The sequence below is a fragment of the Methylobacterium sp. E-005 genome (genome assembly GCF_022829725.1).
Lineage (GTDB): Bacteria > Pseudomonadota > Alphaproteobacteria > Rhizobiales > Beijerinckiaceae > Methylobacterium.
The window spans coordinates 1-25,799 of the sequence record NZ_JAKSYG010000096.1 but is presented as its reverse complement, the minus strand read 5'-3'; the positions used below and the strand labels follow the sequence as shown (position 1 = coordinate 25,799).

General features: G+C 70.1%; 21 protein-coding genes, 1 tRNA gene and 1 pseudogene. 14 read left to right on the top strand and 9 right to left on the bottom strand.

From position 1 onward, the window contains the following. The first annotated feature begins 15 nt into the window (after positions 1 to 15). The 4 genes from MKK88_RS11195 (at position 16) to MKK88_RS11180 (ending at position 7,319) form a co-directional block, all read left to right on the top strand. Positions 16 to 92: transfer RNA gene (locus MKK88_RS11195), tRNA-Met, on the top strand. Positions 93 to 580: 488 nt separating this feature from the next. Beyond that, positions 581 to 2,518, top strand: a complete 1,938-nt coding sequence (locus tag MKK88_RS11190; protein WP_243999646.1) for an autotransporter assembly complex protein TamA — start codon at positions 581 to 583, stop codon at positions 2,516 to 2,518. Next, entirely contained in the window at positions 2,519 to 6,874 is a 4,356-nt protein-coding gene (locus tag MKK88_RS11185) for a translocation/assembly module TamB domain-containing protein (protein WP_409566644.1), read from the top strand. It begins immediately after the preceding gene. A gap of 127 nt (positions 6,875 to 7,001) precedes the next feature. Continuing rightward, on the top strand, positions 7,002 to 7,319 hold the full coding sequence (locus MKK88_RS11180; RefSeq protein WP_243999640.1) for an HPr family phosphocarrier protein: 318 nt from the start codon (positions 7,002 to 7,004) through the stop codon (positions 7,317 to 7,319). A 6-nt stretch (positions 7,320 to 7,325) separates the two neighbouring features. Here the strand turns inward: MKK88_RS11180 and nth are convergent, their stop codons facing one another. From nth to MKK88_RS11160, 4 genes are all read right to left on the bottom strand, one after another. Beyond that, positions 7,326 to 8,036: an endonuclease III domain-containing protein gene (gene nth, locus MKK88_RS11175; RefSeq protein WP_243999638.1), complete on the bottom strand. Its 711-nt coding sequence runs from the start codon at positions 8,034 to 8,036 to the stop codon at positions 7,326 to 7,328. Positions 8,037 to 8,099: 63 nt separating this feature from the next. Next, positions 8,100 to 8,819, bottom strand: coding sequence for a hypothetical protein (locus tag MKK88_RS11170; protein WP_243999636.1), 720 nt, complete (start codon positions 8,817 to 8,819; stop codon positions 8,100 to 8,102). Positions 8,820 to 9,069: 250 nt separating this feature from the next. Continuing rightward, the gene (locus tag MKK88_RS11165; RefSeq protein ID WP_243999634.1) at positions 9,070 to 10,164 is read right to left on the bottom strand and encodes a CobW family GTP-binding protein; all 1,095 of its coding nucleotides are present in this window, start codon (positions 10,162 to 10,164) and stop codon (positions 9,070 to 9,072) included. 56 nt (positions 10,165 to 10,220) lie between these two features. Continuing rightward, positions 10,221 to 11,729 carry a D-alanyl-D-alanine carboxypeptidase family protein gene (locus MKK88_RS11160; protein ID WP_243999632.1) on the bottom strand — a complete coding sequence of 503 codons (1,509 nt, stop codon included), beginning with the start codon at positions 11,727 to 11,729 and terminating at the stop codon, positions 10,221 to 10,223. Positions 11,730 to 12,000: 271 nt separating this feature from the next. Here MKK88_RS11160 and queE point away from each other — a divergent pair, with 271 nt between their 5' ends. Next, positions 12,001 to 12,633 (top strand): 7-carboxy-7-deazaguanine synthase, encoded by a 633-nt coding sequence (gene queE, locus MKK88_RS11155; RefSeq protein WP_243999630.1) that lies wholly within the window; start codon positions 12,001 to 12,003, stop codon positions 12,631 to 12,633. A gap of 28 nt (positions 12,634 to 12,661) precedes the next feature. Here the strand turns inward: queE and MKK88_RS11150 are convergent, their stop codons facing one another. Next, complete coding sequence (locus MKK88_RS11150) at positions 12,662 to 13,576, bottom strand: DUF6925 family protein (RefSeq protein ID WP_243999629.1); 915 nt, start codon at positions 13,574 to 13,576, stop codon at positions 12,662 to 12,664. A gap of 175 nt (positions 13,577 to 13,751) precedes the next feature. On the opposite strand from MKK88_RS11150, the gene rfbC reads away from it, so the two are divergent. The 4 genes from rfbC (at position 13,752) to rfbA (ending at position 17,243) form a co-directional block, all read left to right on the top strand. Continuing rightward, positions 13,752 to 14,303, top strand: coding sequence for a dTDP-4-dehydrorhamnose 3,5-epimerase (gene rfbC, locus MKK88_RS11145; protein WP_243999627.1), 552 nt, complete (start codon positions 13,752 to 13,754; stop codon positions 14,301 to 14,303). A gap of 89 nt (positions 14,304 to 14,392) precedes the next feature. Then, on the top strand, positions 14,393 to 15,442 hold the full coding sequence (gene rfbB, locus MKK88_RS11140) for a dTDP-glucose 4,6-dehydratase (RefSeq protein WP_243999625.1): 1,050 nt from the start codon (positions 14,393 to 14,395) through the stop codon (positions 15,440 to 15,442). After that, positions 15,442 to 16,347, top strand: coding sequence for a dTDP-4-dehydrorhamnose reductase (gene rfbD / locus MKK88_RS11135; RefSeq protein WP_243999623.1), 906 nt, complete (start codon positions 15,442 to 15,444; stop codon positions 16,345 to 16,347). The genes rfbB and rfbD overlap by 1 nt, the downstream gene beginning before the upstream one ends. After that, positions 16,344 to 17,243: a glucose-1-phosphate thymidylyltransferase RfbA gene (gene rfbA / locus MKK88_RS11130; protein ID WP_243999621.1), complete on the top strand. Its 900-nt coding sequence runs from the start codon at positions 16,344 to 16,346 to the stop codon at positions 17,241 to 17,243. Before rfbD ends, rfbA begins: the two co-directional genes overlap by 4 nt. A gap of 10 nt (positions 17,244 to 17,253) precedes the next feature. Here the strand turns inward: rfbA and MKK88_RS11125 are convergent, their stop codons facing one another. Beyond that, positions 17,254 to 17,520, bottom strand: a complete 267-nt coding sequence (locus MKK88_RS11125) for a hypothetical protein (RefSeq protein WP_243999619.1) — start codon at positions 17,518 to 17,520, stop codon at positions 17,254 to 17,256. A gap of 167 nt (positions 17,521 to 17,687) precedes the next feature. Between MKK88_RS11125 and MKK88_RS11120 the strand changes: the two genes are divergently transcribed. From MKK88_RS11120 to MKK88_RS11100, 5 genes are all read left to right on the top strand, one after another. After that, positions 17,688 to 18,785 carry an OpgC family protein gene (locus MKK88_RS11120; protein ID WP_243999617.1) on the top strand — a complete coding sequence of 366 codons (1,098 nt, stop codon included), beginning with the start codon at positions 17,688 to 17,690 and terminating at the stop codon, positions 18,783 to 18,785. Next, positions 18,782 to 19,630, top strand: coding sequence for an SGNH/GDSL hydrolase family protein (locus tag MKK88_RS11115; RefSeq protein WP_409566643.1), 849 nt, complete (start codon positions 18,782 to 18,784; stop codon positions 19,628 to 19,630). The genes MKK88_RS11120 and MKK88_RS11115 overlap by 4 nt, the downstream gene beginning before the upstream one ends. A gap of 55 nt (positions 19,631 to 19,685) precedes the next feature. Continuing rightward, positions 19,686 to 21,026: a lipopolysaccharide biosynthesis protein gene (locus MKK88_RS11110; RefSeq protein ID WP_243999615.1), complete on the top strand. Its 1,341-nt coding sequence runs from the start codon at positions 19,686 to 19,688 to the stop codon at positions 21,024 to 21,026. Further along, the gene (locus tag MKK88_RS11105) at positions 21,023 to 22,162 is read left to right on the top strand and encodes a GNAT family N-acetyltransferase (RefSeq protein ID WP_243999613.1); all 1,140 of its coding nucleotides are present in this window, start codon (positions 21,023 to 21,025) and stop codon (positions 22,160 to 22,162) included. The genes MKK88_RS11110 and MKK88_RS11105 overlap by 4 nt, the downstream gene beginning before the upstream one ends. Positions 22,163 to 22,420: 258 nt before the next feature. Then, positions 22,421 to 23,380, top strand: coding sequence for a TIM44-like domain-containing protein (locus tag MKK88_RS11100; protein ID WP_243999612.1), 960 nt, complete (start codon positions 22,421 to 22,423; stop codon positions 23,378 to 23,380). A 38-nt stretch (positions 23,381 to 23,418) separates the two neighbouring features. On the opposite strand, the gene rsmA is transcribed toward MKK88_RS11100, so the two are convergent. The 3 genes and pseudogenes from rsmA to MKK88_RS11085 all read right to left on the bottom strand — a co-directional run. Beyond that, positions 23,419 to 24,297, bottom strand: coding sequence for a 16S rRNA (adenine(1518)-N(6)/adenine(1519)-N(6))-dimethyltransferase RsmA (gene rsmA, locus MKK88_RS11095; protein ID WP_243999611.1), 879 nt, complete (start codon positions 24,295 to 24,297; stop codon positions 23,419 to 23,421). After that, positions 24,294 to 25,406, bottom strand: coding sequence for a 4-hydroxythreonine-4-phosphate dehydrogenase PdxA (gene pdxA / locus MKK88_RS11090; protein ID WP_243999610.1), 1,113 nt, complete (start codon positions 25,404 to 25,406; stop codon positions 24,294 to 24,296). The genes rsmA and pdxA overlap by 4 nt, the downstream gene beginning before the upstream one ends. A 50-nt stretch (positions 25,407 to 25,456) precedes the next feature. Beyond that, positions 25,457 to 25,799: pseudogene (locus MKK88_RS11085) on the bottom strand (LPS-assembly protein LptD); the annotation flags it as partial.

The following is a 25,799-nucleotide window of genomic DNA, read 5'->3' as shown; positions in this document are numbered from 1 at the left end:
GCCGCACACACTTGGCGCGGGGTGGAGCAGCCCGGTAGCTCGTCAGGCTCATAACCTGAAGGTCACAGGTTCAAATCCTGTCCCCGCAACCAAATCTCACGACACACAAGCAGAAAGCCCGCTGAGCCATACGCTCCGCGGGCTTTTTGTTGTCCGTCATTCGAAAACTCCTGAATTGCGATCAGCGCGACATCATGGTCCGTCCGGCAGGGGAGGGGGCTTCAGCCGTCTTGATTCAGCGCGATCTCGATTTTGCCGAACGCAATCATCTCGCAATGGCGCGGACATCTGACAATTTCGCCCTCTCGACGCGTCGCCGGCCCACATCGCCCGGCCGGCGTGATTGCGCCGATCCCGCGATCGACTTTGGACGACGCGCGCCGCAGAGTTGGCCTGGGCGGCACGGCGCCTTAAGGAGATCGGGGTACGTCGGATCACGCGGCGTAGGGGGGAGCAGCAACGATGATCCAGACGGGCGGCACGACCGACCTCATTCGGGACTGAAGAGCGCGGTTTGCGCGTTTCCGGTTTCGCCAACCCAGGATTCAAGGTCTGCACGCAGCGCGCGCTGCCACGGCTTATGCTGGCCGGCGCAAGCGCGCTTCTGGTGCTGGCGGCCGTGCCGCGTGAGGCGCAGGCTTTCGACCTGTTCGGCCTGTTCGCGAGCGAGCCCGAACCGCCGGCGCCAAGTCCCACCGCGTTGCCGTACAGCGTGAGGATCACCGGCACCGACGATTCCGATATCCTGCAAGCCGTACAGGATACCTCTACCATCTATCGCTTGCGCCAGGAGCCGCCCCCGGACGGGGAGGGGCTGCTGCGCCGGGCCGAGGCCGATCGCGCCAAACTGGCCGATGTGCTGTCGGGCTACGGCTACTACCTGGGCACGGTCGCGATCCGGATCGACGGCGCCTCGGTCGGGGGACAAGAGGCAGCGGCGGTCGGCGCCGCGGAGGCGTGGCGCAATCGCGGCCTCGTCCCGGTACGGATCGTGGTCGATCTCGGGCCGCTCTATCACCTCCGCCGGATCGTGGTGCGCGATCCGGCCGGCCGCGCGTTCCCGGAGGCGATCCTGCCGCCGCGGATCACCCGCGTCGACGAGGATGTCCCGGCGCGCTCGGCCACTGTGCTGGCCCGTGAGGCGCGGATCGTCGATCAGTTCCGGGCCCAGGGTCACCCCTTCGCCAAGGTGATCACCCGCGATCCGGTCGTGGACGATGCCGCCCACGTCATGGATGTAACCTTCACGGTCGACCCGGGTCCGGTCGCTGGCCTCGGTCCGGTGGCGGTCAGCGGGGCACCGGGCATCGATCCGGCTACGATCCGCTCCTTCATCTATGCGGAGCTGGGCGATCCTTATTCGCCCCAGGCAGTGGCCGCGATCCGGCGATCGGTGGCGCGGATCGAGGGGATCGGCGGGGTGCGGGTCCGCGAGGGCACGGCCCTCGACGCCGACGGGAATCTGCCGCTGTTCGTCGAGGTGACCGAGCGGGAACGCAATCTCGTGGGCATTTCGGCACGCTACTCCACGGTCGATGGGCCGGGTGTGCGAGCCTACTATGCCAATCGCAACCTGTTCGGCGGCGGCGAGACCTTTCGCATCGATGCGGACATCTATTATCTCGGCCTCGGCAGCGATCCGTTCGCCACCCAGCGCAAGATTGCCGGCATCGGCACCAACGGACTCGGAGGCCGCCTCTCGGCGACCTACATCCAGCCGGCGCTCTGGGGCTCGCGCAACGATCTGCTCGCCAACGCCTTCGTGACCCGCGAGGTGCAGCAGAGCTATCTCGTGGATGGCGGCGGCGCCTCCGCGGCGATCCGGCACCGATTCTCCGACACGTTCTCGGCCCAGATCGGGCTCGACGCGCAGATCGGGCGCTCCAAGGACGCCCTAGGGACCGTCAATTATCGGCTGATCGGCGTACCGGCCTCGGTCACCTACGATTCGACCGACAACCTCCTGGACCCGACCCGCGGCGTGCGGGCGATCGCTTCGCTCGCCGCCTATCCCGGGGCGATCTCGTCACCCGGCATCCTCGTCGCGAAGGCGCAGGGCTCGACCTATTATTCGCTCGACGACGAATCCCGCTACATCCTGGCCGGGCGCATCGGCTTCGGCTCGGTGTCCGGCGCACCCCTCGGGGAGATCCCGGACAATTTCCGCTTCTTCGCAGGCGGCGGCGGCTCGGTGCGCGGCTATCCCTACCGGACCCTCGGGCCGATCGGACCCTACAACCTGCCGATCGGCGGCCGCAGCCTCCTCGAGGCTTCAGTCGAGGCACGCATCAAGGTCACCGACACGATCGGCGTGGTGCCGTTCTTCGACGCGGGCACGGCCTTCGCCTCCGCGCTGCCGGATTTCGAGGAGAAGATCCGGAAGTCGGTCGGCATCGGCCTGCGCTACTACACGGGGATCGGCCCGATCCGTGCGGATCTCGCCTTCCCGCTCGACCCCTACAAGGGCGGGCATGTGCGTCCGGCGGTGCTGTATCTCAGCCTGGGGCAGGCGTTCTGAATGGCTGAAGTCAGTGGCCAGACCGGGTCGAGACGACCCTCCGCCCGCGGCATGGGACGTGTGGGTCTCGCCTTCATCCTGATCTGCCTCGCGCTGCTCGTCCCGGCCGTTATGACGCGAACCTGGGCCGAGGAAGGCGACAAAACGGTGCTCGGCGGGCTCCTGTCCCGGGCGCTGTCAACGCCGTCATCGCGGGTGGCGATCGGTGCGGTGGATGGAGCCCTGTCGTCGGATGCCGTCATCCGCGATGTCGCCGTGAGCGATCGCGACGGCGTCTGGCTCAAGCTCGACAAGGCCCGGATCGTCTGGCGCCGCCTCGCCCTGCTGTCGGGGCGACTGGAGGTGGACAGCCTCGAGATCGGGCAGCTCGACGTGTTGCGCCGTCCGGTTCCCGGCCCGACCCCGCCGGAGGCGAAGCCCGACGGCAAACTGCTGCCGGATCTGCCGGTCAAGGTCGAGATCAAGGATTTCAAGCTGGCGGAACTCGTGCTCGGCGAAGCGGTGGCCGGGCAACCCGCCCGGCTCTCCGCGGAAGGGCGAGCCCGCCTCGGTGCGGCGAGCGAGGGGCTGGAACTCAAGGCTCGGGCGCAGCGCCTCGACGCCGCCGGGCGTTTCCTGCTCAGCCTGCTCTACGTCCCCACTGGCGACAAGCTGGAGGTGAAGGCGAATCTGGTGGAGCCGGCGGGCGGCCTGCTCTCGAAGGCCGCCAACCTGCCTGGCTCGCCGCCGATCAATTTCGATCTCGACGGCACCGGGACGCTCGACGCGTGGTCGGCGAAGCTCGATTTCGCGGCCGGTCCGGAGATCGGCGCCAAGGGCGGCGCCCGGATCTCGCGGATCGGCGCCGAGCGGCGGCTCGCCCTCGATCTCGCTGCGCGCATCGAGGGTCTGGTGCCAGGCCCGGCCGCCTCCGTATTCGCGGGTACGACGCAGCTCGCGGGCGGCCTCGCCTTCGCGGATAGCGGCGCCTTCCGAATCGACCGCCTGGAGCTGACCTCCCGCACCGCCCGCCTCGCGGCCGGTGGGACCTTGAGCGCGGACCGGGTCGCCGATCTGACGCTCCAGGCCCGGGCCCTGCCCACAGAGGGCAGCATCACCAAGGCCGGTGAGGCCGAGATCGGCAAGCTCGTATTCGACGGCAGCCTGAAGGGACCGATTGTAACGCCGACAATCCGCGGCACCCTCGACGCGGCGGGCCTACGCAGCCGCGACTCCGCGCTTGATCGGGTGGAAGCGCGCCTGGATGTCGTGCCTGAGGGCGAGCCCTCGGCGCAACGCTTCGCCATCAGCGCGGATGGTACGGTCGCAGGCCTGCGGCTTGCCGACCCGGCCCTGCGGCGGGCGGTCGGAAGCCGGGCGCAGCTCACTTTGCGTGCGGGAACCGGGCCGGACGGGGTGATTGACGTTCGAACGCTCCGACTCGAGTCCGAGACGGCCCGGGCCGCCTATACGGGTCGGGTCGGTCAGAACACCCTGACCGGCACCCTCGACGCGGCGCTCCCCGATCTCTCGGTCTTCTCCGGTCTCGCCGGCCGCGGGCTTGCCGGTTCGCTGGACGCGAAGGCGCGGCTGAGCGGCGATCCCGCCCGGAAAGCCGTCGCGGCCGATCTGTCGGTCTCCACCACCAGCCTCGCGACCGGGCTCGCGGCGGCCGATCGCATCCTGGGTCGCACGCCCGCGCTCCAGGGTCGGGTGTCGCGGTCCTACGATGGCTACGGGTTCGACCACCTGCGCCTGGAAGGACAGGGCCTCACCGCAACCCTTCAGGGCGAAGCGACCTCGGAGCGCGCCGATGTGTCCGGCCGGCTGGACCTTCGAAGCCTCTCGGATCTCGATACCCGTCTCACCGGACGCGCCGCCGTCGATGCACGGCTCACCGGCTCCCTGGAGCATCCGGACCTGACGGCGACACTCACCGCACCCGCAGCTACGGCCGACAGCAAGCCGATCCGCGATTTGCGGGCCGAGGCCGTGCTCAAGGATGCGCTCGTGGCTCCCACGGGCAGCCTGCGGCTCTCCGGCGCCGTCGCCGGCAAGGCACTGACCGGTGATGCGCGGGGGTCGCGCGTTGGGGCCGACTGGGTGCTCGATCGGCTCGCGCTCACTCTCGGCTCGGTGGCGGTCGCGGGTAACGCGACGGTGGCGGCCGAGACGTGGCTCTCGGACGGATCGCTCACCGTGCGGGCTGGCAATCTCGAGGATGTCGCGCCGCTCGCCCCGGAGCCCGTGGCGGGCCATCTCGACGCCGCGGTGACGCTGTCCCGCGACGGCGGCCGCCAGGATGCGACGATCCGGGCGACCGTGGCGGCCCTGCGCTACGGGAGTTCCACCCTGACCCGCCTCGATGCCGACCTCCGGGGCCGGGACTTGCTGGCCCATCCGATCCTCGACGGACGCCTCGATGCCGACCGGCTGGTCACCGCCGGCCAGCAGATCGACACCGTCCGGCTCATGGCCAACGGCAGCCCGGCCTTCAGCGACGTTACGCTGACCGCCAAGGCGCGTGGCTTCGGCCTCGATGGAGCTGCCCGGATCGTGCCGGCCGCAGAGACCCGCATCGAGCTCCAGCGCTTTTCGGCCGCCCGTGGAAATGACCGCTTCGCTTTGGCAGGGCCGGCCGCCATCACCCTGCGCGATGGCGGGGCCGTGATCGACGGGCTCGTCGTCACGGCGGGCAACGGGCGGGTTTCGGTCGCGGGCCGGGCCGGACGCGACCTCGACCTGACGGTGGCGATCCGCGCGCTGCCCCTCTCGCTCGCCCGGATCGCCGCACCGGACCTTGCCCTTTCAGGGACACTCGACGGGGAGGCGGATTTGCACGGGCCGGCCGACAGGCCGGAGGGACGCTACGCTCTCACCGTCTCCAAGCTCGTGGCGCCGCAGACACGGCAGGCGGGGCTGCCGGCGGTAGATGCCGCCGCCAAGGGTACGCTGTCCGAAGGTCAGGCCAGCGTCGAGGGTCAGGTCAACGCCGGGCGCGGCGTGGCTCTGATGGTGAAGGGCAGAATTCCGGTGGAGGCCGGTGGCGGGCTCGACCTGCGGGGACGCGGCACCCTCGATGCGGCGCTCGCCAATTCCCTCCTCAGTGTCGGCGGCCAGAGCGTCGCTGGAAAAATCGCCATCGACGGGGGCGTCACCGGCACGCTGGCGGCGCCGCGGGCGCAAGGGTCGGCAATCCTGACCGGCGGCAGCTTCACGGACCCGCTCAACGGCATCCGCCTGACCGGGATCGAGGGCCGGGTCAGCGGCCGGGGCGACAGCCTCGTGGTCGAGCGACTGACCGCCGCCACCCGCAATGGCGGGCGCGTCTCCGTGACGGGTCAGGTGGCGCTGCAACCGGATTTCCCAGGCCAGTTTCATGTCGTCGCGGATCGGGCCGAGTTGGTGTCGAGTCCGCTGATGACCGCCGTGTCGAGTCTCGACCTCACCCTGGCCGGTCCTCTGGCGCGGACACCGCGGATCTCCGGCCGGGTCGATGTTGCCTCGATCGACGTCGCCGTGCCGGATCGGTTGCCAGCGACCGTCCGCCCCCTGCCGGGGGTGCGCCACGTCAACACCCCGCCCGAGGCCCGGGCCCGCTTAGCCCAGCGTGCCGCGCCGAAGGCTGCAACAGTGCCCGGGCGGCGTCCGAAGAAGCCGGTCGTTCCCTTCGACGCCACGCTGGACGTGGCGGTCGATGCCCCGAGCCGCATCTTTGTGCGCGGGCGCGGCATCGATGCCGAACTCGGCGGCGCGCTGCGGGTCACCGGAACTTCGCTGGCGCCCAACGCGGTGGGCGCCTTCGCGATGCGGCGCGGCCGCTTCGAACTCGTCGGCCAACGGCTCGACTTCAGCCGCGGTCGGCTGACCTTCGCGGGCAGCCTGACCACGCCGGAGCTCGATTTCGCCGCCGAGACGAAGGCCGGGGACGTGACCGCCCGGGTGGCCGTGACCGGACCGGCCGATGCGCCGCAATTCGCCCTGACCTCCGATCCGGTGCTGCCGCAGGACGAGATCCTGTCGCGCCTGCTGTTCAAGAAGGCGGCGGGCGGCCTGTCGCCGTTCCAGGCCCTGCAGCTCGCGCAGGCCGTGGCGCAGCTCTCGGGCGGTGCCGCCGGGCCGGACGTCTTCGAGCAGGCGCGCAAGGGCCTCGGCCTCGACAGCCTCGACGTCTCGGCGGGGGCGAGCGGCGGCCCGGCACTCGGTGCCTCGCGCTACATCTCGGACCGGGTCAGCATCGGCGTAAAGGCCGGCGCCAAGCCCGCCGATACGGCCGTGGGAGTGGATTTCGACGTCACGCGGCGGATCAAGCTGAAGGGCGAGGCCGGCAGCGACGGCCGCACCAGCCTCGGCGTCGGCGCCGAATACGAGTGGTGAGTGAGCCGGCACGCGGACGGGTCGGACCGCTGCGATGATCTTCCGGGATAGACACACCCCGTCGAAGACTTAGGTTCGGCACAAGCGGCCACGATAGCCGCGGATCGGGCGGGAAACACCAAGGACGATGGACGACCTTTTCGAGACGGACGACGAGCCCCCGGTTCCGGAGGGGGGCTTCCTCCGCCTGCTGCCGATCATCAACCGCCGCGGCCTGCACGCCCGGGCCTCCGCGAAATTCGTGCAGACCGTCGAACGCTACGACGCCGCGGTCACGGTCACCCGGGCAGGCGAGACCGTAGGCGGACGCTCGATCATGGGTCTCTTGACCCTGGGCGCCGCCAAGGGCACGCGCATCGCCGTCACCGCCGTGGGCCAGGATGCCGAAGCCTGCCTCGACGCGATCGAGGCGCTCCTCGCCAACCGGTTCGGCGAGGACGAATAGCGGCGTTCAAACCGCTTTGCCCGGCCACACGCAGAGATCCGAGACCGGGCAGCGCGGGCAGGCGGGCTTCCGGGCCGTGCAGGTATCGCGGCCGTGGCGGAACAGCCAGACATGGGCGCCGTCCTTGAACTGCTCGGGCACGATCCGCGCGAGGCCATCTGCGACAGCGTCCACCGTCGCCCCAGGCGCGAGCGGGATCCGGTTGGAGACCCGGAACACATGTGTGTCGACCGCGATCACCGGCTCGTGGAAGGCGAAATTCGCAGTGACCTCGGCACTCTTGCGGCCGATGCCCGGGAGGCGACGCATCTCGACGGACCTGCGCGGCACGGTGCCGCCGAATTCGGAGATCAGCACTGCCGACAGCTTGACGATGTTGCGCGCCTTCGACGGTCCGAGCCCGACCGGCCGGATGATCTCGGTGATACGCGCTTCGCCCAGCGCCAGCATGCCGGCGGGATCTTGAGCTGCGCTGAACAGCGACTCCGCAATACGGGCGACCGTCGGTCCCGTGGACTGGGCGGACAGCAGAACGGTCACCAGCAACCGGAATGGATCGGTGTCGTCGAACCCGGCCTTCGGATCCGGATCGGCCTCGAAGAATCGGGTCATCACGGCGGCGACGCGTTCGGCCGCGTCGGGCTCGATCGGACGGACCGGCTTGGCGGGTGCCCGGCGCGGTGAGGATCGGAGACCGTGGAGGGTGTCGCGCGCCATGCCGGGCAGCTAGCGTCGCGGTCGCAGCCCGGACAGGTCCGCCATACGCGGCGGATTGACCGTTCAGGCCCGCGCCCGCCGCCACGCCACCGACGCCGCGTCGGTTCCAAGCTGGAGGGTGCCGGCAACAAACGCGCCGGCCCGGCGCAGGAACGCTCTCCGGAGCGCGCCCCGGCGTGCGAGAAGGCGGCCCACGCGAACCAACGAGGCCTCCGCTGGATCGGCGATGATGGGATGCGGTGCCGTGCGGGCCTCGAACGTCCGGACGATCGCGACAGCGTCGTCCGCGGCCTGCGCATCGGGGATCGCAGCGATCGCAGCGTCGGGCGCCTCCCATCCGGCGGGGCGGATCCCGATGAGGCTCCCGCCGGGTATCAGGCGCAATCGGGCCGGACGGTCCGCCATCGGCATGGGGCTGAACCGCTGTGCCGCCCGAACGGGCTCGACCACCCCGGTGAACCCCTTCGCGCGGCGCAGCGCCCCGATCCGATCCCGGAGCGCCCGGTCGACGGCGTCGGCCGCCGCCCACTCGACGAGAGCGGGGGCTCCAGCTTCCGCCGGCGGCCGGGGCCCAGCCCGCCCGCCCCGGACGGCATGCTGCATCGCCATCGGCGCCACGCCCAGCAGCGCCGCGCGACCGGTCTCAGCGTCGCGATCCCAGACCAGGGCCATCGCCACCCGCCGGGCTGCGGGCCGAGGCCGGACGAGGGGCAGCGGAGGATCGGGATCGAGCTGCGGATCGGCTTCGACGTCCGGATTCAGCTTCGCCCGCCACGCGGACACAGAAGCCAGGTCGAGGCCTCTGGTCCGACCGTGATCCGCCCGCCGCGCGGCAGCCCGGTCCGGCGCCCACGCACCGACGCATTCGGCTGCGCGCCCGGGTTCGACGGATAGGCCGCCCTGTATCACGGTGAAGCGTGGCGCCATCGCGTGTCCTGCCTCTCGACGCTTCGTCCCATTTCGGGACGCCTCGGCGCCTCGGAGGCGCCATCTGGGTCGAGCGCTTCAAGGCCGATGCCGCGCCGATGCCGGGTCAGGGACCCGGGATCGCCAACGGGTTGTCGGTCAGGGCTTGGGCATCGGGGGCATCGACGCGCGGGCGGCCCAGGAACGCGTCCCAGAGCTGCCGCACGAAGGCCGGATCGAGATCCTTCAGGATCAGGACGAGCCGGGACGTATGGTCGGGATCCGGCCAGGCCGGCAGGGTGAGCGGCGCGTGGAAGACGTGCTGAACCCCGTGCACCACCAATGGCCGTTCGGGATCCTCGGCCAGCGCCACGATGCCCTTGAGCCGCAGCAGCTTCGGCCCGTGCCCCGACCGAAGCAGGTCCATGAACATCTCGAAGGCCGTGCGCGACACGGGCTCCGCGCTAGTCAGGCAGACTGCCTGAATCGAGGCGTCGTGCCGGTTCACGTCCGGATGGGCGTGATCCGCCTGCGCGAGGGCCTCATCGCCGAGCCATGCGCGCACGTCGGCCCCTTTGCCGTCGAGGCCGAACAGGCCGCCAAGCAGCGTCTCCGCCGGGGTCTCGGGCGCAACGATCGGGGCACCTGGATTGAGCATCCTAAGTCGCGCCCGGATCGCGGCGGTATCGTCCGCGAGATCGGCCTTGGTCAGCACGATCCGATCGGCGATGGCGGCCTGCCGGACCGCCTCGGGATGCGCGTCCAGAGTTGCAGCTCCGGTGACCGCATCCACCACCGTGATGACCGACTGAAGCCGGAACCGCAGCACGAGGTAGGGGTGATAGATCAACGCGTGCAGGATCGGAGCCGGATCGGCGAGGCCGGTGGTCTCAATGACGACGCGCCGGAACGCTCCGATCCGCCCGTTGTCGCGCTTGCGCAGAAGGTCTTCGAGGGTGGCGATCAGGTCGCCCCGCACCGTGCAGCACAGGCAGCCGGCGCCCAACAGGATCATGTCCTCGTCGACGGTCTCGATCAGCAGGTGATCGAGACCGATCTCGCCGAACTCGTTGACGATCACCACCGTGTCGGAGAGCGCCGGGTCGCGTAGGAGCCGGTTCAACAGCGTGGTCTTGCCGGCGCCGAGGAAGCCCGTGAGCACCGTCAGCGGGATCGGCTCAGGACGTCGCGGATCGGGGGCAGGCGTGGGGCTGACGGACATGCACGCCGAGGTAGGCTTCCCAGCCGCCCGCGGCAACGCGGTGGAGCGCCGAGCGCTTACTCCTCCGCGGACGCCTTCTTGTCGGCCGGCTTCTTGGACGGGGCAGGCTTATGCGCGGCGGTCTTCGGGGCTGGCTTGGACAGGCCCTTGCCCGGCTTGGCTTCCGGCATCGACGGGGTGGTCGTGGCGGTATAGGCGCTGGCCGAATGGGGGATAGCGTGAGCCGGCTTCGCGGCGACCTTCGGGGCCGGCTTGGGCGTGGATTTGATCGCGGTTTTCGCGGCCTCCTTCGAGGCCTCTTTGACGGCCTTGACGCGGTCCGCCCGCTCCGCGCGCGCCTGCTTGGCCGCCTCGATGGCCGCGAGGCGCTTGGCCTTGACGGCTTCGAGCTTCGCGGCGCGGCTGTTGGCGGCCGTTGCCTTCTGCTCGGCCTCCTGCGCGTCGAGGATCTGTTGGCCTTCGGCCGGGTTGCGACCGATCCAGACGGCGATCGGCTGCAGCGGCGCCCGCGGCGGCAGAGACCGGGCGCGCAGGGCCGGGTTGCTGAACGCCGCCATCGCCAAGGCCGGTGAATTGGCCGCCGCACCGCCGATCAGCTGCGCCGCCGATCCGGGGGCGCTGATGGCGCCGGGGCCGTCCTCGATGGCCGGGGGCTTCTTGCCGCCGCACACGAAGGGTCGCATGTCCGGCGGCTGGGGCAGCGCCGAGGCCGGGAGCGCGTCGAGCGTCGGGCTCGTCCAGCCGGCGCTCTGGTTGAAGGCGTAGTCGAACAGGTCGGCGGCCTTGACGTCGCGCTCGCGCGGGCTCGGCTGGCCCATCACGATGGTGACGATCCGACGGCCGTTGCGCGTGGCGGTGGCCACCACGTTGAAGCCGCCCGAGCAGATGAAACCGGTCTTCATCCCGTCGGTGCCGGGATAGCGCCCGAGCAGGCCGTTGTGGTTCGCCATCACGGCCCGGCCGAACTGGATCGCCGAGATCGAGAACAGGTCGTGTGAATCCGGGAAGTCGCGAATCAGCGCCCGGGCCAGGACCGCCATGTCCCGGGCTGAGGTCCACTGCCGCGGATCGGGCAATCCGTTGGGATTGTACCAGTGGCTGTCGCGCATGCCGATCCGCTGGGCGGTCTCGTTCATCAGCGCGGCGAAGTTGTCGATCGAGCCGCCGAGATTCTCACCGATCGCGAAGGCGATGTCGTTGGCCGACTTGACCATGATGATCTTGAGGGCGTTGTCGAGGGTGAGCTGCGTCCCCGGCTTGAAGCCCATTTTTGAGGGCGGCTCGGCGGCGGCCGCTGCCGAGATGGTGATCATCGAATCGAGCGAGACCTTGCCCTGCCGCACGAGATCGAGGGCGACGTAGGTGGTCATCAGCTTCGTGATCGAGGCCGGGTACCAGGGATCGGTCGGCGCCTGCGCGTAGATCACCTTCCCCGAATCCACGTCGGCCACGAGGATCGGCACCGTGACGGCATCCGCGGCGCGGATCCCCGCCAAGCTCGCACCGAAGAGCCCCGCCAGTGCCGCGAACCCGACGGTGAAACGCCGGAGGAGGGTAGAGGACATGCGTGCCCGACTCGTCTGAGGATCGCCAGGGTCGGCGCCGCGAGGCGCCACAGCTCCGGCCGACGGGCCGGATAGAGGGCACAACCCGATCGGCCGCTGTTCGGTCGCCGTGCTGTATTCCGGCATCAACGTGCCCACCGTGGCAAGAGCAAGGCGAGAGCGGAGCGCGGCCCTGCGCGGCGCGGTTGTCTGTGGTCCCCGATCCGCACAGCGCCTATCTGCAACTGTGGAGCCGCGTGGGTCTCCGCGCGAGACGACGGCTGAGACGACAGTGAGTTACGCGGTCAAGGAACTTTTCCACACCCTTCAGGGCGAGGGTGCCCAGGCGGGGCGCGCAGCCGTATTCTGCCGCTTCGCGGGGTGCAATCTCTGGTCCGGCCGCGAGGCCGACCGCGCCGCCGCGGCCTGTCGTTTCTGCGACACGGATTTCGTCGGCCTCGACGGGGCGGGCGGCGGACGGTTCGACGACGCATCCGCCCTCGCCGCCGCCATCGCGGCGACGTGGGAAGGCGGTTCAGCGAACCGCTACATTGTCTTCACGGGCGGGGAGCCGCTGCTCCAGCTCGACGTGCCCCTGATCGAGGCCGTGCATGCGCAGGGTTTCGAGATCGCGATCGAGACCAATGGCACGCTTCCCGCGCCCCCCGGCATCGACTGGATCTGCGTCAGCCCGAAGGGCCGCAATCCGCTGGCACAGACCACCGGCCAGGAGTTGAAGCTCGTCTATCCGCAGGCGGATGCCGACCCGGCGGATTTCGTCGGTCTCGACTTCCGCCATCGCTTCCTGCAGCCGCTCGACGGGCCGGGCCGGATCGCCAGCACGGAGGCCGCGATCGCCTATTGCCGCCGGGATGCCCGCTGGCGCCTCTCTCTCCAGACCCACAAGATGATCGGCATTCCGTAGGGATCGGACAGGACCCGCGATCTGGCCTTCACCGACCCATGGCTGCGCGCTGCGCCCGTGCGGCCCGGATGGCCAAGCGTGCGAACCGGCCGTCGACCAGAGCAGGATTCAGGGCCTCGCCCCGCATAATGACGCGCCGGAGGCCCACGAGGATGGGATCCCCCCAGGCATCGAGCAGACGTCCGAACGCCGCGTGCCGCGCCGCGTCGAACGGCATCGGCCGACCGGCCGCGTCCTTGCCCGGATGGGCCGGATGCAACGTTGCAAAGGGCACCCAGCCCCGGGGGATCGGTGCGGTGGCCGCATGCGTCCGTCGCAGGCGAAGGAGCTTCGGGAGGATGTGGCTGTGAGGGCCGGAGCCAGCGTTGCCACCCGCAGCCGGAACGGCCGAGTAGACCTCGATCCGCCCCAAGCAGGCGATGAAAACCCGATGCGGGCTCGATGCCATAACCGCGGGAACAGCGGGGTTGCCGGGCTCCAGGAGCGGCCGGCCGCACGCGCCCCGCAAGCCCGCGATCAGGTTGGAATCGGTCACGCGCACGCAGGCATCGACCGCTTCCAGGCCGAGGCCGAGATCGAACAGGATGCCGGCACGATCCTGTGGTCGGACTGCCGCGGTGTCGGGGCCCAGTTCGGTCAGAACGGTGCGTCGTCCCATCGCGCTGGCCGCGACGGGCAGGCAGAGGGCGACCGCTTGGCTCCAGCCACCGGCGAAACCGGTCTCGTAGGCGACCGGTCGCAGATCCGGGGATTGGCTGAGCGCGAGGGCGCCACGGTCCGTCGCCAGACCGATCCGCCCATCGTCCGGACACCATACCGGTTCGTCGGGAGCCCGGCCGAAGACCGCCACGGCACCGTAACTGCCGAGGCTCCAGGAACAGTTTGGGTCGTCGACCTGCGCGCGCAGCATCGCCTCGACGGGGCGCCCTGCTTGTCCAGCCATCAACTCCAACGCGAGCGGCACTGCACTTCAACGCCTTGACACGGCCCGCGAATGACCGGAAGGCGCAAGCCGATCAACCAGGTTGGGTTCGGCGAGGCGAGCCCCCGGCTCCGAGCGGGCCAGGGTGAGGCCGTCCGCCGCGGCCGATTGCGGGACCCGCGGGAAGGGCGCTGTCATGGACGTCATCGAGACCGAGATCCCCGACGTGAAACGGATCGTGCCGAAGCGTCTCGGCGATGCACGCGGCTGGTTCTCGGAGACGTTTCGCGTCGACGCCATGGAACGGGCCGGCATTATCAACACCTTCATTCAGGACAATCAGTCCTTCTCGGCGCCGCAGGGGACGATCCGGGGCCTGCACTTTCAGATCGCACCCCGAGCCCAGGCCAAGCTGATCCGCGTTCTCCAGGGCGCCATCCTCGACGTGGCGGTCGACATCCGCAGCGGATCGCCGACCTACGGCAAGTATATTGCGGTGACCCTGGACGCCGAGACGGGGGGACAGCTGCTCATCCCGCACGGCTTCGCCCACGGTTTCTGCACCCTCACGCCCGACGTGATGGTGGCCTACAAGGTCGATGAGTACTACAGCCCCGAGCACGACCGGTCTCTCGCCTGGAACGATCCAGACATCGGGATCCCGTGGCCGGTCTCGGCCGAAACGGCCATCCTGTCCGACAAGGATCGGCGGGCGCCGAAACTGGCCGAACTCGGTTCGGTCTTCTGACTGCCACGGCCGATCGGCCGTAATTCCGTCACGGGGGCCGTCTTCTGACCCCTGCCAATCCGTTTGACGATCCGAAGAGGTATTCTGCCATGCGCATCCTGGTGACCGGAGGCTGCGGCTTCATCGGCTCGGCGCTGGTGCTGCACCTCGTCAACGATCTCGGCCACGAGGTCTGCACCCTCGACGCGATGACCTATGCGGCCAACCCGATCTCCCTGGCTTCCCTCACCGACAATCCGCGCCATCGGCTCGTCGAAGCCGACATCTGCGACCACGCCGCGGTGCAGAAGGCTTATGCCGACTTCAAGCCGCAGGCCGTGATGCATCTGGCCGCCGAGAGCCACGTCGACCGCTCGATCACGGATCCGGGCGCCTTCGTGCGTACCAACGTCATCGGCACCCAGACCATGCTGGACGGCGCCCGCGGCCATTATGAATCCCTGCCGGAGGCGGACAAAAGGACCTTCCGGTTCCTCCACGTCTCCACCGACGAGGTGTACGGCTCGCTGCCGCCGGGCGCCTTTTTCACCGAGGACAGCCGCTACGATCCGCGCTCGCCCTACTCGGCCTCGAAGGCGGCCTCCGACCACCTCGCCCGGGCGTGGCACGAGACCTACGGCCTGCCGGTGCTGGTGACGAACTGCTCCAACAATTACGGGCCGCGGCACTTCCCGGAAAAGCTGATCCCGCTGATGATCCTCAATGCCCTCGAGGGGAAGAAGCTGCCGGTCTACGGCGACGGGCAAAACGAGCGCGACTGGATCCACGTGGAGGATCACGCCAAGGGCCTCGTCGCCGTGCTGGAGCGCGGCCGGATCGGCCAGACCTATCTGCTCGGCGGCCGGGCGGTGCGCAACAACCTCGCGGTGGTGAAGGGCCTGTGCGCGGCCTTCGACCGGCTGCGCCCCCAGAACGCCCCGCACGAGCAGCTGATCAGCTTCGTCGCCGACCGGCCCGGCCACGACCGGCGCTACGCCATCGACTGCACCAAGGCCGAGACCGAACTCGGCTGGCGGCCGCAAAAGACCTTCGAGCAGGCGCTGGAAGAGACGGTCGCGTGGTATCTCGACAACGAGAGCTGGTGGCGGCCGATCCGCGAGGGCCGCTACAAGGGTGAGCGCCTGGGGCTGAACGGCTGATGGACATCCTGGTCCTCGGTGGTGCCGGTCAGGTCGGCACGGAGCTGCAGGCCGTGTCCTGGCCAGACGGCGTCATGGTCCACGCGCCGGAACGATCCGAACTCGACATCACCGAGGCGGACGCGATCACGGCGGCCCTCGACGCCCGCGCCTACCGGGCCGTGATCAACACCGCCGCCTACACGGCCGTCGACAAGGCGGAATCCGAGGTGCCGGCGGCTTGGCGGCTCAACGCGCTGGCCCCGGCGATCCTGGCGGCGGCCACCGCAGCCCGAAACATCCCGCTCGTCCACGTCTCGACCGATTACGTCTTCGCCGGCACCAAGCCGGACGGGGCCTACGCGCCCGAGGAGCCGATCGACCCGCAGAGCGTCTACGGGGCCAGCAAGGCCGCAGGCGAGCTCGCCGTGCGCACCGGCAACCCGCGCCACGCGATCGTGCGGACCGCCTGGGTGGTGAGCCCGCACCGGGGCAACTTCGTCAAGACGATGCTGCGGCTTTCCGCCGAGCGGGACGCCCTGACCGTGGTCGACGACCAGCACGGCTGCCCGACCTCGGCCGCCGACCTCGCCGCGGCGCTCGCGGCGATCGCGCAGCGCCTCGCGACGGATGAATCCGCCCCGACGGGTACGTTCCACTGCGTGAACGCGGGCGACACGACATGGTGCGGGTTCGCCGAGGCGATCGTGGCCGGCTCGGCCCGGCGCGGCGGCCGCTCGGTCCCGGTCGAGGGCATCCCGACCTCCGCATACCCGACACCGGCCCGGCGCCCGGCCAATTCGCGCCTGTCCACGGCCAGCCTCACCGAGGCCTACGGCCTCCAGCCCCGCCCCTGGCAGGCGGCGCTCGACGACATCCTGGACCGGCTGGTCGGGCCGGTCTCAGAGGGAGTATCCAAGCCATGAAGGGCATCGTCCTGGCCGGCGGATCCGGCACGCGCCTGCATCCGGCCACGCTGTCGATCAACAAGCAGCTCCTGCCGGTCTACGACAAGCCGATGATCTACTATCCGGTCTCGGTGCTGATGCTCGCCGGCATCCGCGAGATCCTGATCATCTCCTCGCCGGAGCACCTCGACAATTACAAGCGCCTGTTCGGCACCGGCGAGCAGTTCGGCCTGTCGTTCTCCTACGCCCTGCAGCCGCGGCCGGAGGGCCTCGCCCAGGCCTTCGTGATCGGGCGCGATTTCGTGGGCGACGACGACGTGGCGTTGATCCTCGGCGACAACCTGTTCTTCGGCGCCGGCATGGGCGAACTTCTGGAGCGCGCCGCCGCGCGGAAGCAGGGCGCCACGGTCTTCGCCTACCATGTCGACAACCCGCAGGCTTACGGCGTGGTCAACCTCGATAAGGCCGGTCGCCCGACCAAGATCGTTGAGAAGCCGCAAAACCCGGAATCGACCTGGGCGGTGACCGGCCTGTACTTCTACGACAATCAGGTGCTCGACATCGCCGCCGACGTGAAGCCCTCGGCGCGCGGCGAGCTGGAGATCACCAGCGTGAACGAGGCCTATCTGCAGCGCGGTGAACTCCACGTGGAGCGGATGTCGCGCGGCTACGCGTGGCTCGATACCGGGACCCATGACAGCCTGCTGGAGGCGAGCGAGTTCGTCCGCACCCTGCAGCACCGCCAGGGACTCCAGGTCGCTTGCCTGGAGGAAATCGCCTACCTGCAGGGGTTCATCAACCGCGCCCAGCTCGTGGCCCGCGGCGAGATGTTCGCCAAGACCAGCTACGGTCAGAACCTCCTGCGGCTCTCGCGCGAGAGTGAGGACGACCTGCGCCTGCGCCGGGGCAAGTAGGCGGCGCGGGCTAACGTGCGTCGCAGCCGATGCAGATCCCGCGCATGAGCCTGTCGTTTTTCGCCTCGCGCGGCGTACGGTCGCGCCTGTCGGCCGCAGTTGCCGCGCCCGGACCGCGGCTCGGCGGCATGACACGCCCGACCGACGGGGCGTTGGGCGCCGTCATCGTCGAAGCCGGGCCTCCGCCGGCCCCCGTCTGAGCCTGCGCCAGGGCCGCGCCGGTCGCCAGGACGGTCACAACGATCGAGAGACCGGGAAGGGTGATCGGGCGGGTCATCGGTCGGGGGTTCCGTGCCGGGACGTAACGCGGACGGTGCGTTCCCGTTCGGTCCGCCCCGCGATCCCACCTTTGTTCGCCTTTGCAGACCCGATACGGCACCGTATCAGGGGCCGCGAACCCGCCGCCAACCCGCGGACGCATCCAAATTCGGAGCCGCCGCGACGATGCGGGACCCCAACGCGATCGATTTCTGGCGCGGCTTTGCCCTGATAACGATCTTCATCAATCACATCCCGGGCAACACCTTCGAGCGCTACACCTTCTCGCAATATGGGATTTCGGACGCCGCCGAGCTGTTCGTGTTCCTGGCGGGCTGGTCGATCGGCATCGCGACCCGCGGCCGCGACGGCGTTCCGGAACCGCCGCTCAAGAGCGTGGTGCGGCTGCTGAACCGGACCGTCGAGGTCTACCGGGCGCAGCTCGTCGTGATGCTGCTGGCGCTGGCCATCATCGCGGGTGCGGCGCTGCTGCTCGACAACCCGCTGATCCTCGAGTGGCACAATGCCGGCGGCTTCTTCGCGGATCCGATCCAGTCGGTCTGCGGCATGGCGCTGCTGACCTACCAGCTCGGCTACTTCAACATCCTGCCGCTCTACGTTCTGCTGATCGGCGTCGCGCCGGTCTTCGTTCTGGTCGGTCGCTTCAGCCTCCTCGCGGCCCTGACTCTCTCGGGAGGACTCTACCTCGCGAGCCTTGTGTTCGAATGGAACGTGCCCTCCTGGCCCGGAGAGGGGGATTGGTACTTCGATCCGCTCTGCTGGCAATTGCTTCTGGTGCTGGGTTTCGTGCTCCAGAGATGGAACGGCCGATCCGATGTCCTGCGTCGCTGGGCGCGCCGCCTGTTTCCCGCCGGCATCGTCATCGTCGTCGCCGGAATCGTGCTCGCCGTGACCGAGATCCGGCCGGATCCAATGCTGGTGCCGGAGCCCCGTCTGCTGTTCACCTTCGAGAAAACCTATCTTACGCCGGCGCGGCTTGTACATTTCCTGGGGGTATTGTTGGCCTTTGCCCCCGTTTACGCATTGCTCGCCCCGAGAATCGGCCGCATCGTCGGCTTTCTCACCCAGCTGGGGCGGAACTCCCTGGCTGTGTTCTCGATGGGTTCGATCCTGAGCCTCGTCGGGCAGCTCGTGCGTTTCCAGACCGGCGGCGGCTTGCTGATCGATATGCTGGTCGCCGGCTCGGGCCTGATCGGGCTTGGGTTCACCGCATGGTTCGTCGAATGGCGCACCCGCAGCAAAACTCCGAGGCCGCGCCCGTGAGCGCGGCTCGCTCCTGTCCATTCCTCCGGGCTTCCATTCTCGCGGCCCTGATCCTCGCCACGTCTCCGTCACTTCCCCGGGCGGAGCAGCCGGCCGATCCCGGCGCGGGCGAGCCGAGTCTGTCGCAGGAATGCCGGGTGCCGGGCGCGCAGCTCTACACGGCCGCCAAGCTGGGCGCCGTCCGCGCGGCGCTCGCCGAGAAGCGGCCGATCAAGCTACTGGCGATCGGCGGCTCGGCGGCCCCGGGCGCGTCCGCCTCCTATCCGGCCAAGCTGGAGGCCGCCCTTGAACGGGCGCTGCCGAAGGTCGACGTGGTGATCGACCACCGCGGCCTCCCGGGCGAGATCGCCTCCGGCGCCGCCGAGCGCCTGCGCACCATGGTGGTTGAGGCCGAGCCGGATCTGGTGGTCTGGCAGGTCGGTACCCACGACGCCATCGCCCGCGTGGATGCCGAGGCATTCGAGAATTCACTCAGCGAGGCCGTCGCCTGGATCCGGTCCCATGGGATCGATGTGGTCCTGGTCGATCCGATCTACACGGCCAGCATGGCGGCGGATGCGGACTACAACCGGATCGTCGACGCCGTCCGGACCGTGGCGACCCAGCAGCAGGTCCCCCTGGTGCGGCGCTACGAGGCCCTGCATTACCTGTCGAGCCGCACCGACCGGGGCGAGGGGCATATACTCGGCCGCCAGTTCCGGCTGAACGATCTCGGCCTGCGCTGCATGGCCGAGCACGTGGCGCTGACGATCGTCACGTCCCTCGGGCGGACCGAGACGCCCACGGAGCCCAAGGTCGCCCCGGCCTCGCCGCCCTTAACCGGCACGCAACGGGCGCCGGGTTAGACAGGACACCCCGAGGTCGGCGTCCCGCCGGCCTTCGCTTGGCGCGGAACGTGTAGTGTCAGCTGCGGCCCTCCCGATCCAGGCGTTCCGGCGCCTGCGCGCGCTCACGGGCAGGCCGCAGCGGGTAGCGCTCACGGTCTTCGCGATCCGGGTCGGCTCGGCCGGCTTCGCCTACGGCGCACAGGTTCTGGCAGCCCGGCTCATGGGTTGGGACGCCTACGGCGTTTTCGCCTCCGTCTGGGTCTGGACCGCGATGCTCGGCCACACGCTGACGCTCGGCCTGTCGCAGGGCGCCTGTCGCTTCGTGCCGGCCAATCAGGCGCAGGGCGATCTCGACCTCGCCCGCGGCTACATCCGCGCCGGCGCGCTGATGACCGGTGGCGCGGCGCTGGCGGTTGCGGGCCTCGGCGGGGCGCTTCTGGTCCTCGAACCGGATCTGGTCGCGCCAGCTTACCGGGCGCCGGTGGCGGTTGCCCTCTGCGTGATGCCGCTCTTCGCGGTGCAGGATTATCTGGAGGGCGTGGCGCGCAGCCAGAACTGGATCGGGCTGGCTATCGCGCCGCCCTACCTCCTCCGCCAGACCCTGATGATGGCCTGCATGATCGCGGCGATCCTGCTCGGCGCACCGCCGCGCGCGGAGGTCGCCATGGCGTCGATGCTCGTTGCCGCCGCCGCCGCCACGACCATCCAGGCCGCCCTGCTCGCGATGCGCCTGCGCCGGGAATTGGCGGATGGGCCACACCGCTATCGCTGGCGGACATGGCTCGGCACGAGCCTGCCGATCGCGGCGATCGACTTGGCCAATGCCGGCTTCACCTTCGTCGACGTCATCGTGCTGGGCGCCCTGGTGAGCCCGGCCGAGGTGGGGCTCTATTTCGCGGCGACGCGGATCCAGCAATTCGTGGTGTTCGTGCATTTCGCCGTCAGCGCCGCCACGCTCCAACGCTACAGCGCGGCGCATGCCCTGGAGAACCGCTTTCTCCTGGCCGAGCTGGTGCGGCGCCAAGCGCATCTCACCGCCGCTGCCACGCTCGCGGTCGGCGGCTTGATCCTGGCCGCCTCGCCGCTGCTCCTGGCGATGTTCGGCGCGGGGCTCGGCGACAGTATCCCGATCCTGTGCGTGCTCGTGGCCGGCAGCGTCGCGGCGAGCCTGTTCGGGCCGGGCGAGGATCTCCTGACCATGCTGGGGGGCGAGCGGCGCTGCGCGGGGATCACCGCGGGGGCGCTCATCGTCGCCGCAGGCCTGTGCCTCGCCCTGGTGCCGGCGTTCGGCGCGCTCGGCGCCGCCGTGTCGGTGGCGCTCGCCACGGTGGCCCGGGCCGGATTCCTGGCTCACGCCGCGGGCCGGCTCCACGGCCTGCCGACGCCGATCTGGTCTGCGGGAGCCGTCCGATGAGCCATGCCGTCGCCACGTTCCACCGCGCCGACCGGTCGATCGCCGATCACACGGCACCGGAGGCACAAGCCTGGGATGCGCTGTTCGCGGCTGCCGCCGCCCCGCACCCACACTACGCAAGGCACGTCCTGGCGGCGCACCGGGCTGCCGGCCTCCTGCCGTCCGGCCTGCGGTTCGTTACGGTCCGGCGGGGGGACCGGCTCACGGCGCTCCTGCCCTGTGCGCCGGCCCGCGACCTCTCCGGCCTCGGCGGCCGGATGATGCGGCCGTTCCTCTCGCCCTTCGTGACCGCCACGGCGCCCCTGATCGCCGATGGGCCCGAGCGCGCCGCGCATGCCCTCGACCTCGTCGCCGCCCTCGAGGCGGCCTCCGGCGGAGCCGCTTGGCGCTGGCCGCTGCTGCCGAGTGAGGAGGGCGCGGTTCCCGACATGCTGCACGCCATGCGGGCACGCGGCTGGGCCGTGGGTACCGTGGCAACCTTCGACCGGCCGGTCATGGACCGCCGCGCCGATCACGACGGCTTCCTGGCCGGTCACCCGAACCGGTCCCGGTTCAAGGATCTGCGCCGGCGGGCCCGCCGCCTGGCGGAGGCGGGCGCCGTCGCGTACGAGAGCGCGACGGCGGGGGCGGACCTGTCCCGTCTGGTCGCGGCGTTCCTTCATCTGGAGCGTGCCGGCTGGAAGGGCCAAGCCGGTACCGCCATGGCCTGCCGATTGGAGACCGAAGCGCTCGCCCACGCCCTGTTCACGAATGGGGCGGGCCCGCTGGGCGTCCGGGCGGATGCGCTCACCCTCGACGGGCGGCCCATCGCGGTCAGCCTTGCGTTGATCGGCGGCGGCACGGCGACATTGTTGAAGACCGCCTACGACGAGGATCTGCGCAGCCACGCCCCGGGCCTGCTCCTGGAGGCCGAGATCGTGCGCGCCTGCCACGCGACCGGCTTCGCGGATCGGCTCGATGCGGCGACGCTCGACGGCTCGGCGCTGGAGAGCCTCTACCGGGACCGAACCGCCATCGCCGAAATCATCGCGCTGCCGCCGGGTGGACACGCCCTCTCCCTGGAGCGGCGGATCCGACTCGCCCGGTTCGAACGGGAGGCACGCGCCACCGCGAAGCGGGCCTTACGGCGACGGTAGACCGGCATTCGGAAGGGGCGTCCCCTTTTCGAGCACCGGGGCATCGGGCCGTCCGAATCGCGGATCCGACGGAAGCTTGACCGCACGATCACTGGGAGAAATCGCAGATGCATCAAGCCCCTGCGATGATCCTTAAAGGCGGAGGATAGCAAACGTCACTGCGCCGTCGCCGACGCAGGACTAAAACCCGCGTTCAGCCGTTCCCATATTGTTGCTGGCGCTCCGCGCCGTTCGGTTCTCGTCCCTAGGGGCCTGTTCATGTTGACTCAGATTTCGCGCCGCCGGCGTGTGGCCGCCCTCCTGGCGCTGGCCACGGCGCTGACCGTCGCGGCACCGGTCGTCGAGGCCCGTCCGGGCGGCGGCGGTTCCATGGGCTCACGCGGCTCGCGCACCTTCAACGCGCCTTCTGCAACGCCCACCGCACCGGGCGGCGGCATGACGATGCAGCGGTCGCAGACGTCTCCGTCCCCCGGCATGGGCAGCCCCGGCATGCAGGCGCCCGCGCAGGGTCGCCGATTCGGCGGCGGCTTCTTCGCGGGCCTGCTCGGCGCCGGCCTGATCGGCGCGCTCCTCGGCGGCGGCTTCTTCGGGGGCCTCGGCGGCCTCGCCTCGATGATCGGCTTGCTGTTCCAGGTGGGGCTCGTCGTGTTCGTGGTGATGCTGGCGCTGCGCTTCTTCCGGCGCCGGAACGAGCCGGCTGGTGCGGGCGCGCCCTATGCGCGCTCGTCGCTCGACGGTCAGCAGGGTCCGGCCGGTCAAATGGGCGGTGCGCCCGGCGGTGCCGGCATGTTCGGCGGCCAGCGTCCGCCGCAAACCCGTCCGGTCCAGATCGGGCCGAACGACTACCAAGCGTTCGAGCGCCTGCTCGGTGACATTCAGGAGGCCTATTCCCGCGAGGATCGTGTGACGCTCGGCAACCTGTCGACGCCCGAGATGGTCAGCTACTTCGACGAGGAGTTGCGCAACAACGCGTCCCGCGGCGTGGTGAACAAGATCTCGGACGTGAAACTCCTGCAGGGCGACCTCGCGGAAGCCTGGGCCGAGGACCGCACCGAATACGCCACCGTGGCGATGCGCTACGCCCTCAAGGACGTGATGGTGGAGCGCACCAGCGGCCGCATCGTGCAGACCGACTCGTCGGAGGCCACCGAGTTGTGGACGTTCCAGCGCCAGCCCGGCCGCGGCTGGGTCCTGTCGGCGATCCAGCAGACCCGCTGATCGTGACGCGCCCCGGCCTGAGCCGGGGCGGATTGCCTTCAAGCCGGCGCCGCCAACGCGGCGCCGGTTTTTTGATGCGCATCCCACAGGTTGGCGAGGTCCACGAACCCCGCCACGGGAATCTCTTCGGCCCGCGCCGTCTCGGCGAGACCCGCTTCTTCCAGCAGGCGGCCGGCCTCCGGGGTCAGGGCCTTCAGGCTTTGGCGCAGCATTTTGCGCCGCTGGCCGAAGGCCGCACGGGTCACGGACTCCAGGGCGCGGGCCCGGCAGGGCAGGGGTGCGGCCCGCGGCACCAGCCGGACCACGCTCGATGTGACCTTGGGCGGCGGCACGAAGGCCGTGGGGCTCACGTCGAACAGGATTTCGGCCTCGGTGCGCCAGCCGCAGAGCACGCCGAGGCGCCCGTAATCGGCCCGCTCCTCCGGGCCGGCAACGATCCGCTCGGCCACCTCGCGCTGGAACATCAGCACGGCCTGATCCCACCAGGGCGGCCAGACCTCGCCGTCGAGCCAGCCGGTGAGCAGGGCGGTGCCGACATTGTAGGGCAGGTTGGCGACGATCCGGGTCGGGCCGGACCCGATCAGAGGCCGCGGATCGAAGGCCAGTGCATCGGCATCCACCACCTCCAGCCGCCCGGGGTAATGCGCGGCGATCTCGGCGAGCGCGGGCAGGGCGCGGGGATCGCGTTCGATCGCCACCACGCGGGCAGCGCCCTCGGCGAGCAGCGCGCGGGTCAGCCCGCCCGGACCGGGGCCGACCTCCACCACCGTCACACCCTCAAGGGGGCCCGCGGCGCGAGCGATCCGGCCGGTGAGATTGAGATCATACAAAAAGTTCTGGCCGAGGGCCTTCCGCGGTTCCAGCCCGTGCCGGGCGACAACCTCGCGGAGCGGGGGCAGACCATCCCCGGCGCTCATAGCTCATCCTCGGGGTCGAAGTGCCGGGCACCGGCGGGCCTGGGCCGTCCGGCATAGATGCTGAACGACACGACTTCGCCACCCGGTGTTTCAGCGCGATCGGCCGCGTTGGCGGCGAGCCGGGCCGCGAGACGCAGGGCCGCCATGAGGCTGTCGGGGCGCGCGGTTCCCTGGCCGGCGATGTCGAAGGCGGTGCCGTGGTCCGGCGAGGTGCGCACGAACGGCAATCCCAGGGTAACGTTCACGCCGTCGTCGAACGCGATCGTCTTGATCGGGATCAGGGCCTGATCGTGGGTCGGCGCCAGGGCGACATCGTAGGTCGCGCGGGCGCGGGCGTGGAACAGGGTGTCGGCCGGCAGGGGTCCCCGGATGTCGATTCCGGCCGCGCGCAGCCGCGCCACCGCGGGGGCGAGTACGTCGCGGTCCTCGCGGCCGATCGTGCCGGCCTCGCCCGCATGGGGGTTCAGGCCGGCGAGCACGAGGCGGGGCTCGGGCAGGCCGAATTTCTCACGCAGGTCCCGGGCGACGATGGTGGCAGTCTCCTCCACCAACTCCTGGGTCAGAAGCTGGGGCACATCCTTGAGGGGCACGTGGATCGTCACCGGGACGACCGACAGCTTCTCGCTCCAGATCATCATGACTGGGCGCGGCGGCGTAAGGCCGGGGGGCACCGCCAAGGCAGCCAGGAACTCGGTATGGCCGGGATGGGCGAAACCGCTCCGGGTCAGCACGAACTTGGCAATCGGGTTGGTGACGACGGCGCTGGCGCGCCCGGCCTTCACGAACCCGACCGCCGCCGTGATCGATTCAATCGTTGCGCCGGCATTAGCCGTATCCGGCACGCCGGGCTCGGCGGTCACGAGCGCCCCACTCGGCAGCGGCACCACCGGTAGGGCGCGGGGAAACACCTCGGCGGCTGTTTCGGGATCGACCTCGGCCACCGGGACGAGGCGGCCGAGGCGGTGCGCGAGGCGTTCGATGAAGGCCGGATCGGCCACCAGGAAGAAGGGTGGCAGCGGATCCGAACCGGCGCGCCCGAGCCAAGCGCTCAGCGCCAGTTCCGGACCAATCCCGGCGGGGTCTCCGAGGGTGAGGGCGAGGGGCGGCATGCAGGGTCTATAGCGCCGGCCGGACGCGGATGCATCCGGCCGGCCTGCGATCACCGCACCGAGGCGATGCCATCCGCCGTGGTTGCGGTGCCGACGTTCTGGCGCAGGTCCGCTTCACCCAGCGTCTTCAACTCGACGCGGAGCAGCACCGTCTGGTTGCGCTCGCGCACGCCCGTCGCGGTGGCGATCGGCGAGTTGATGTAATTCAGCGAGACCGTGGTGCACTCGTCCTGATAGCCGCCGCCGAAGCTCGCCCCCGAAAGGTAGAACCGGCCCGGGTTCTGATAGACCGGCACCGTGCCGACCGGGTTCGCGAGGTAGCTGGTCAGCGCGTCCTGATAGGTGTTGCGCACGTCGAGGTAGTGCGTGAGATCGACCAGCAGCGAGCCGGTC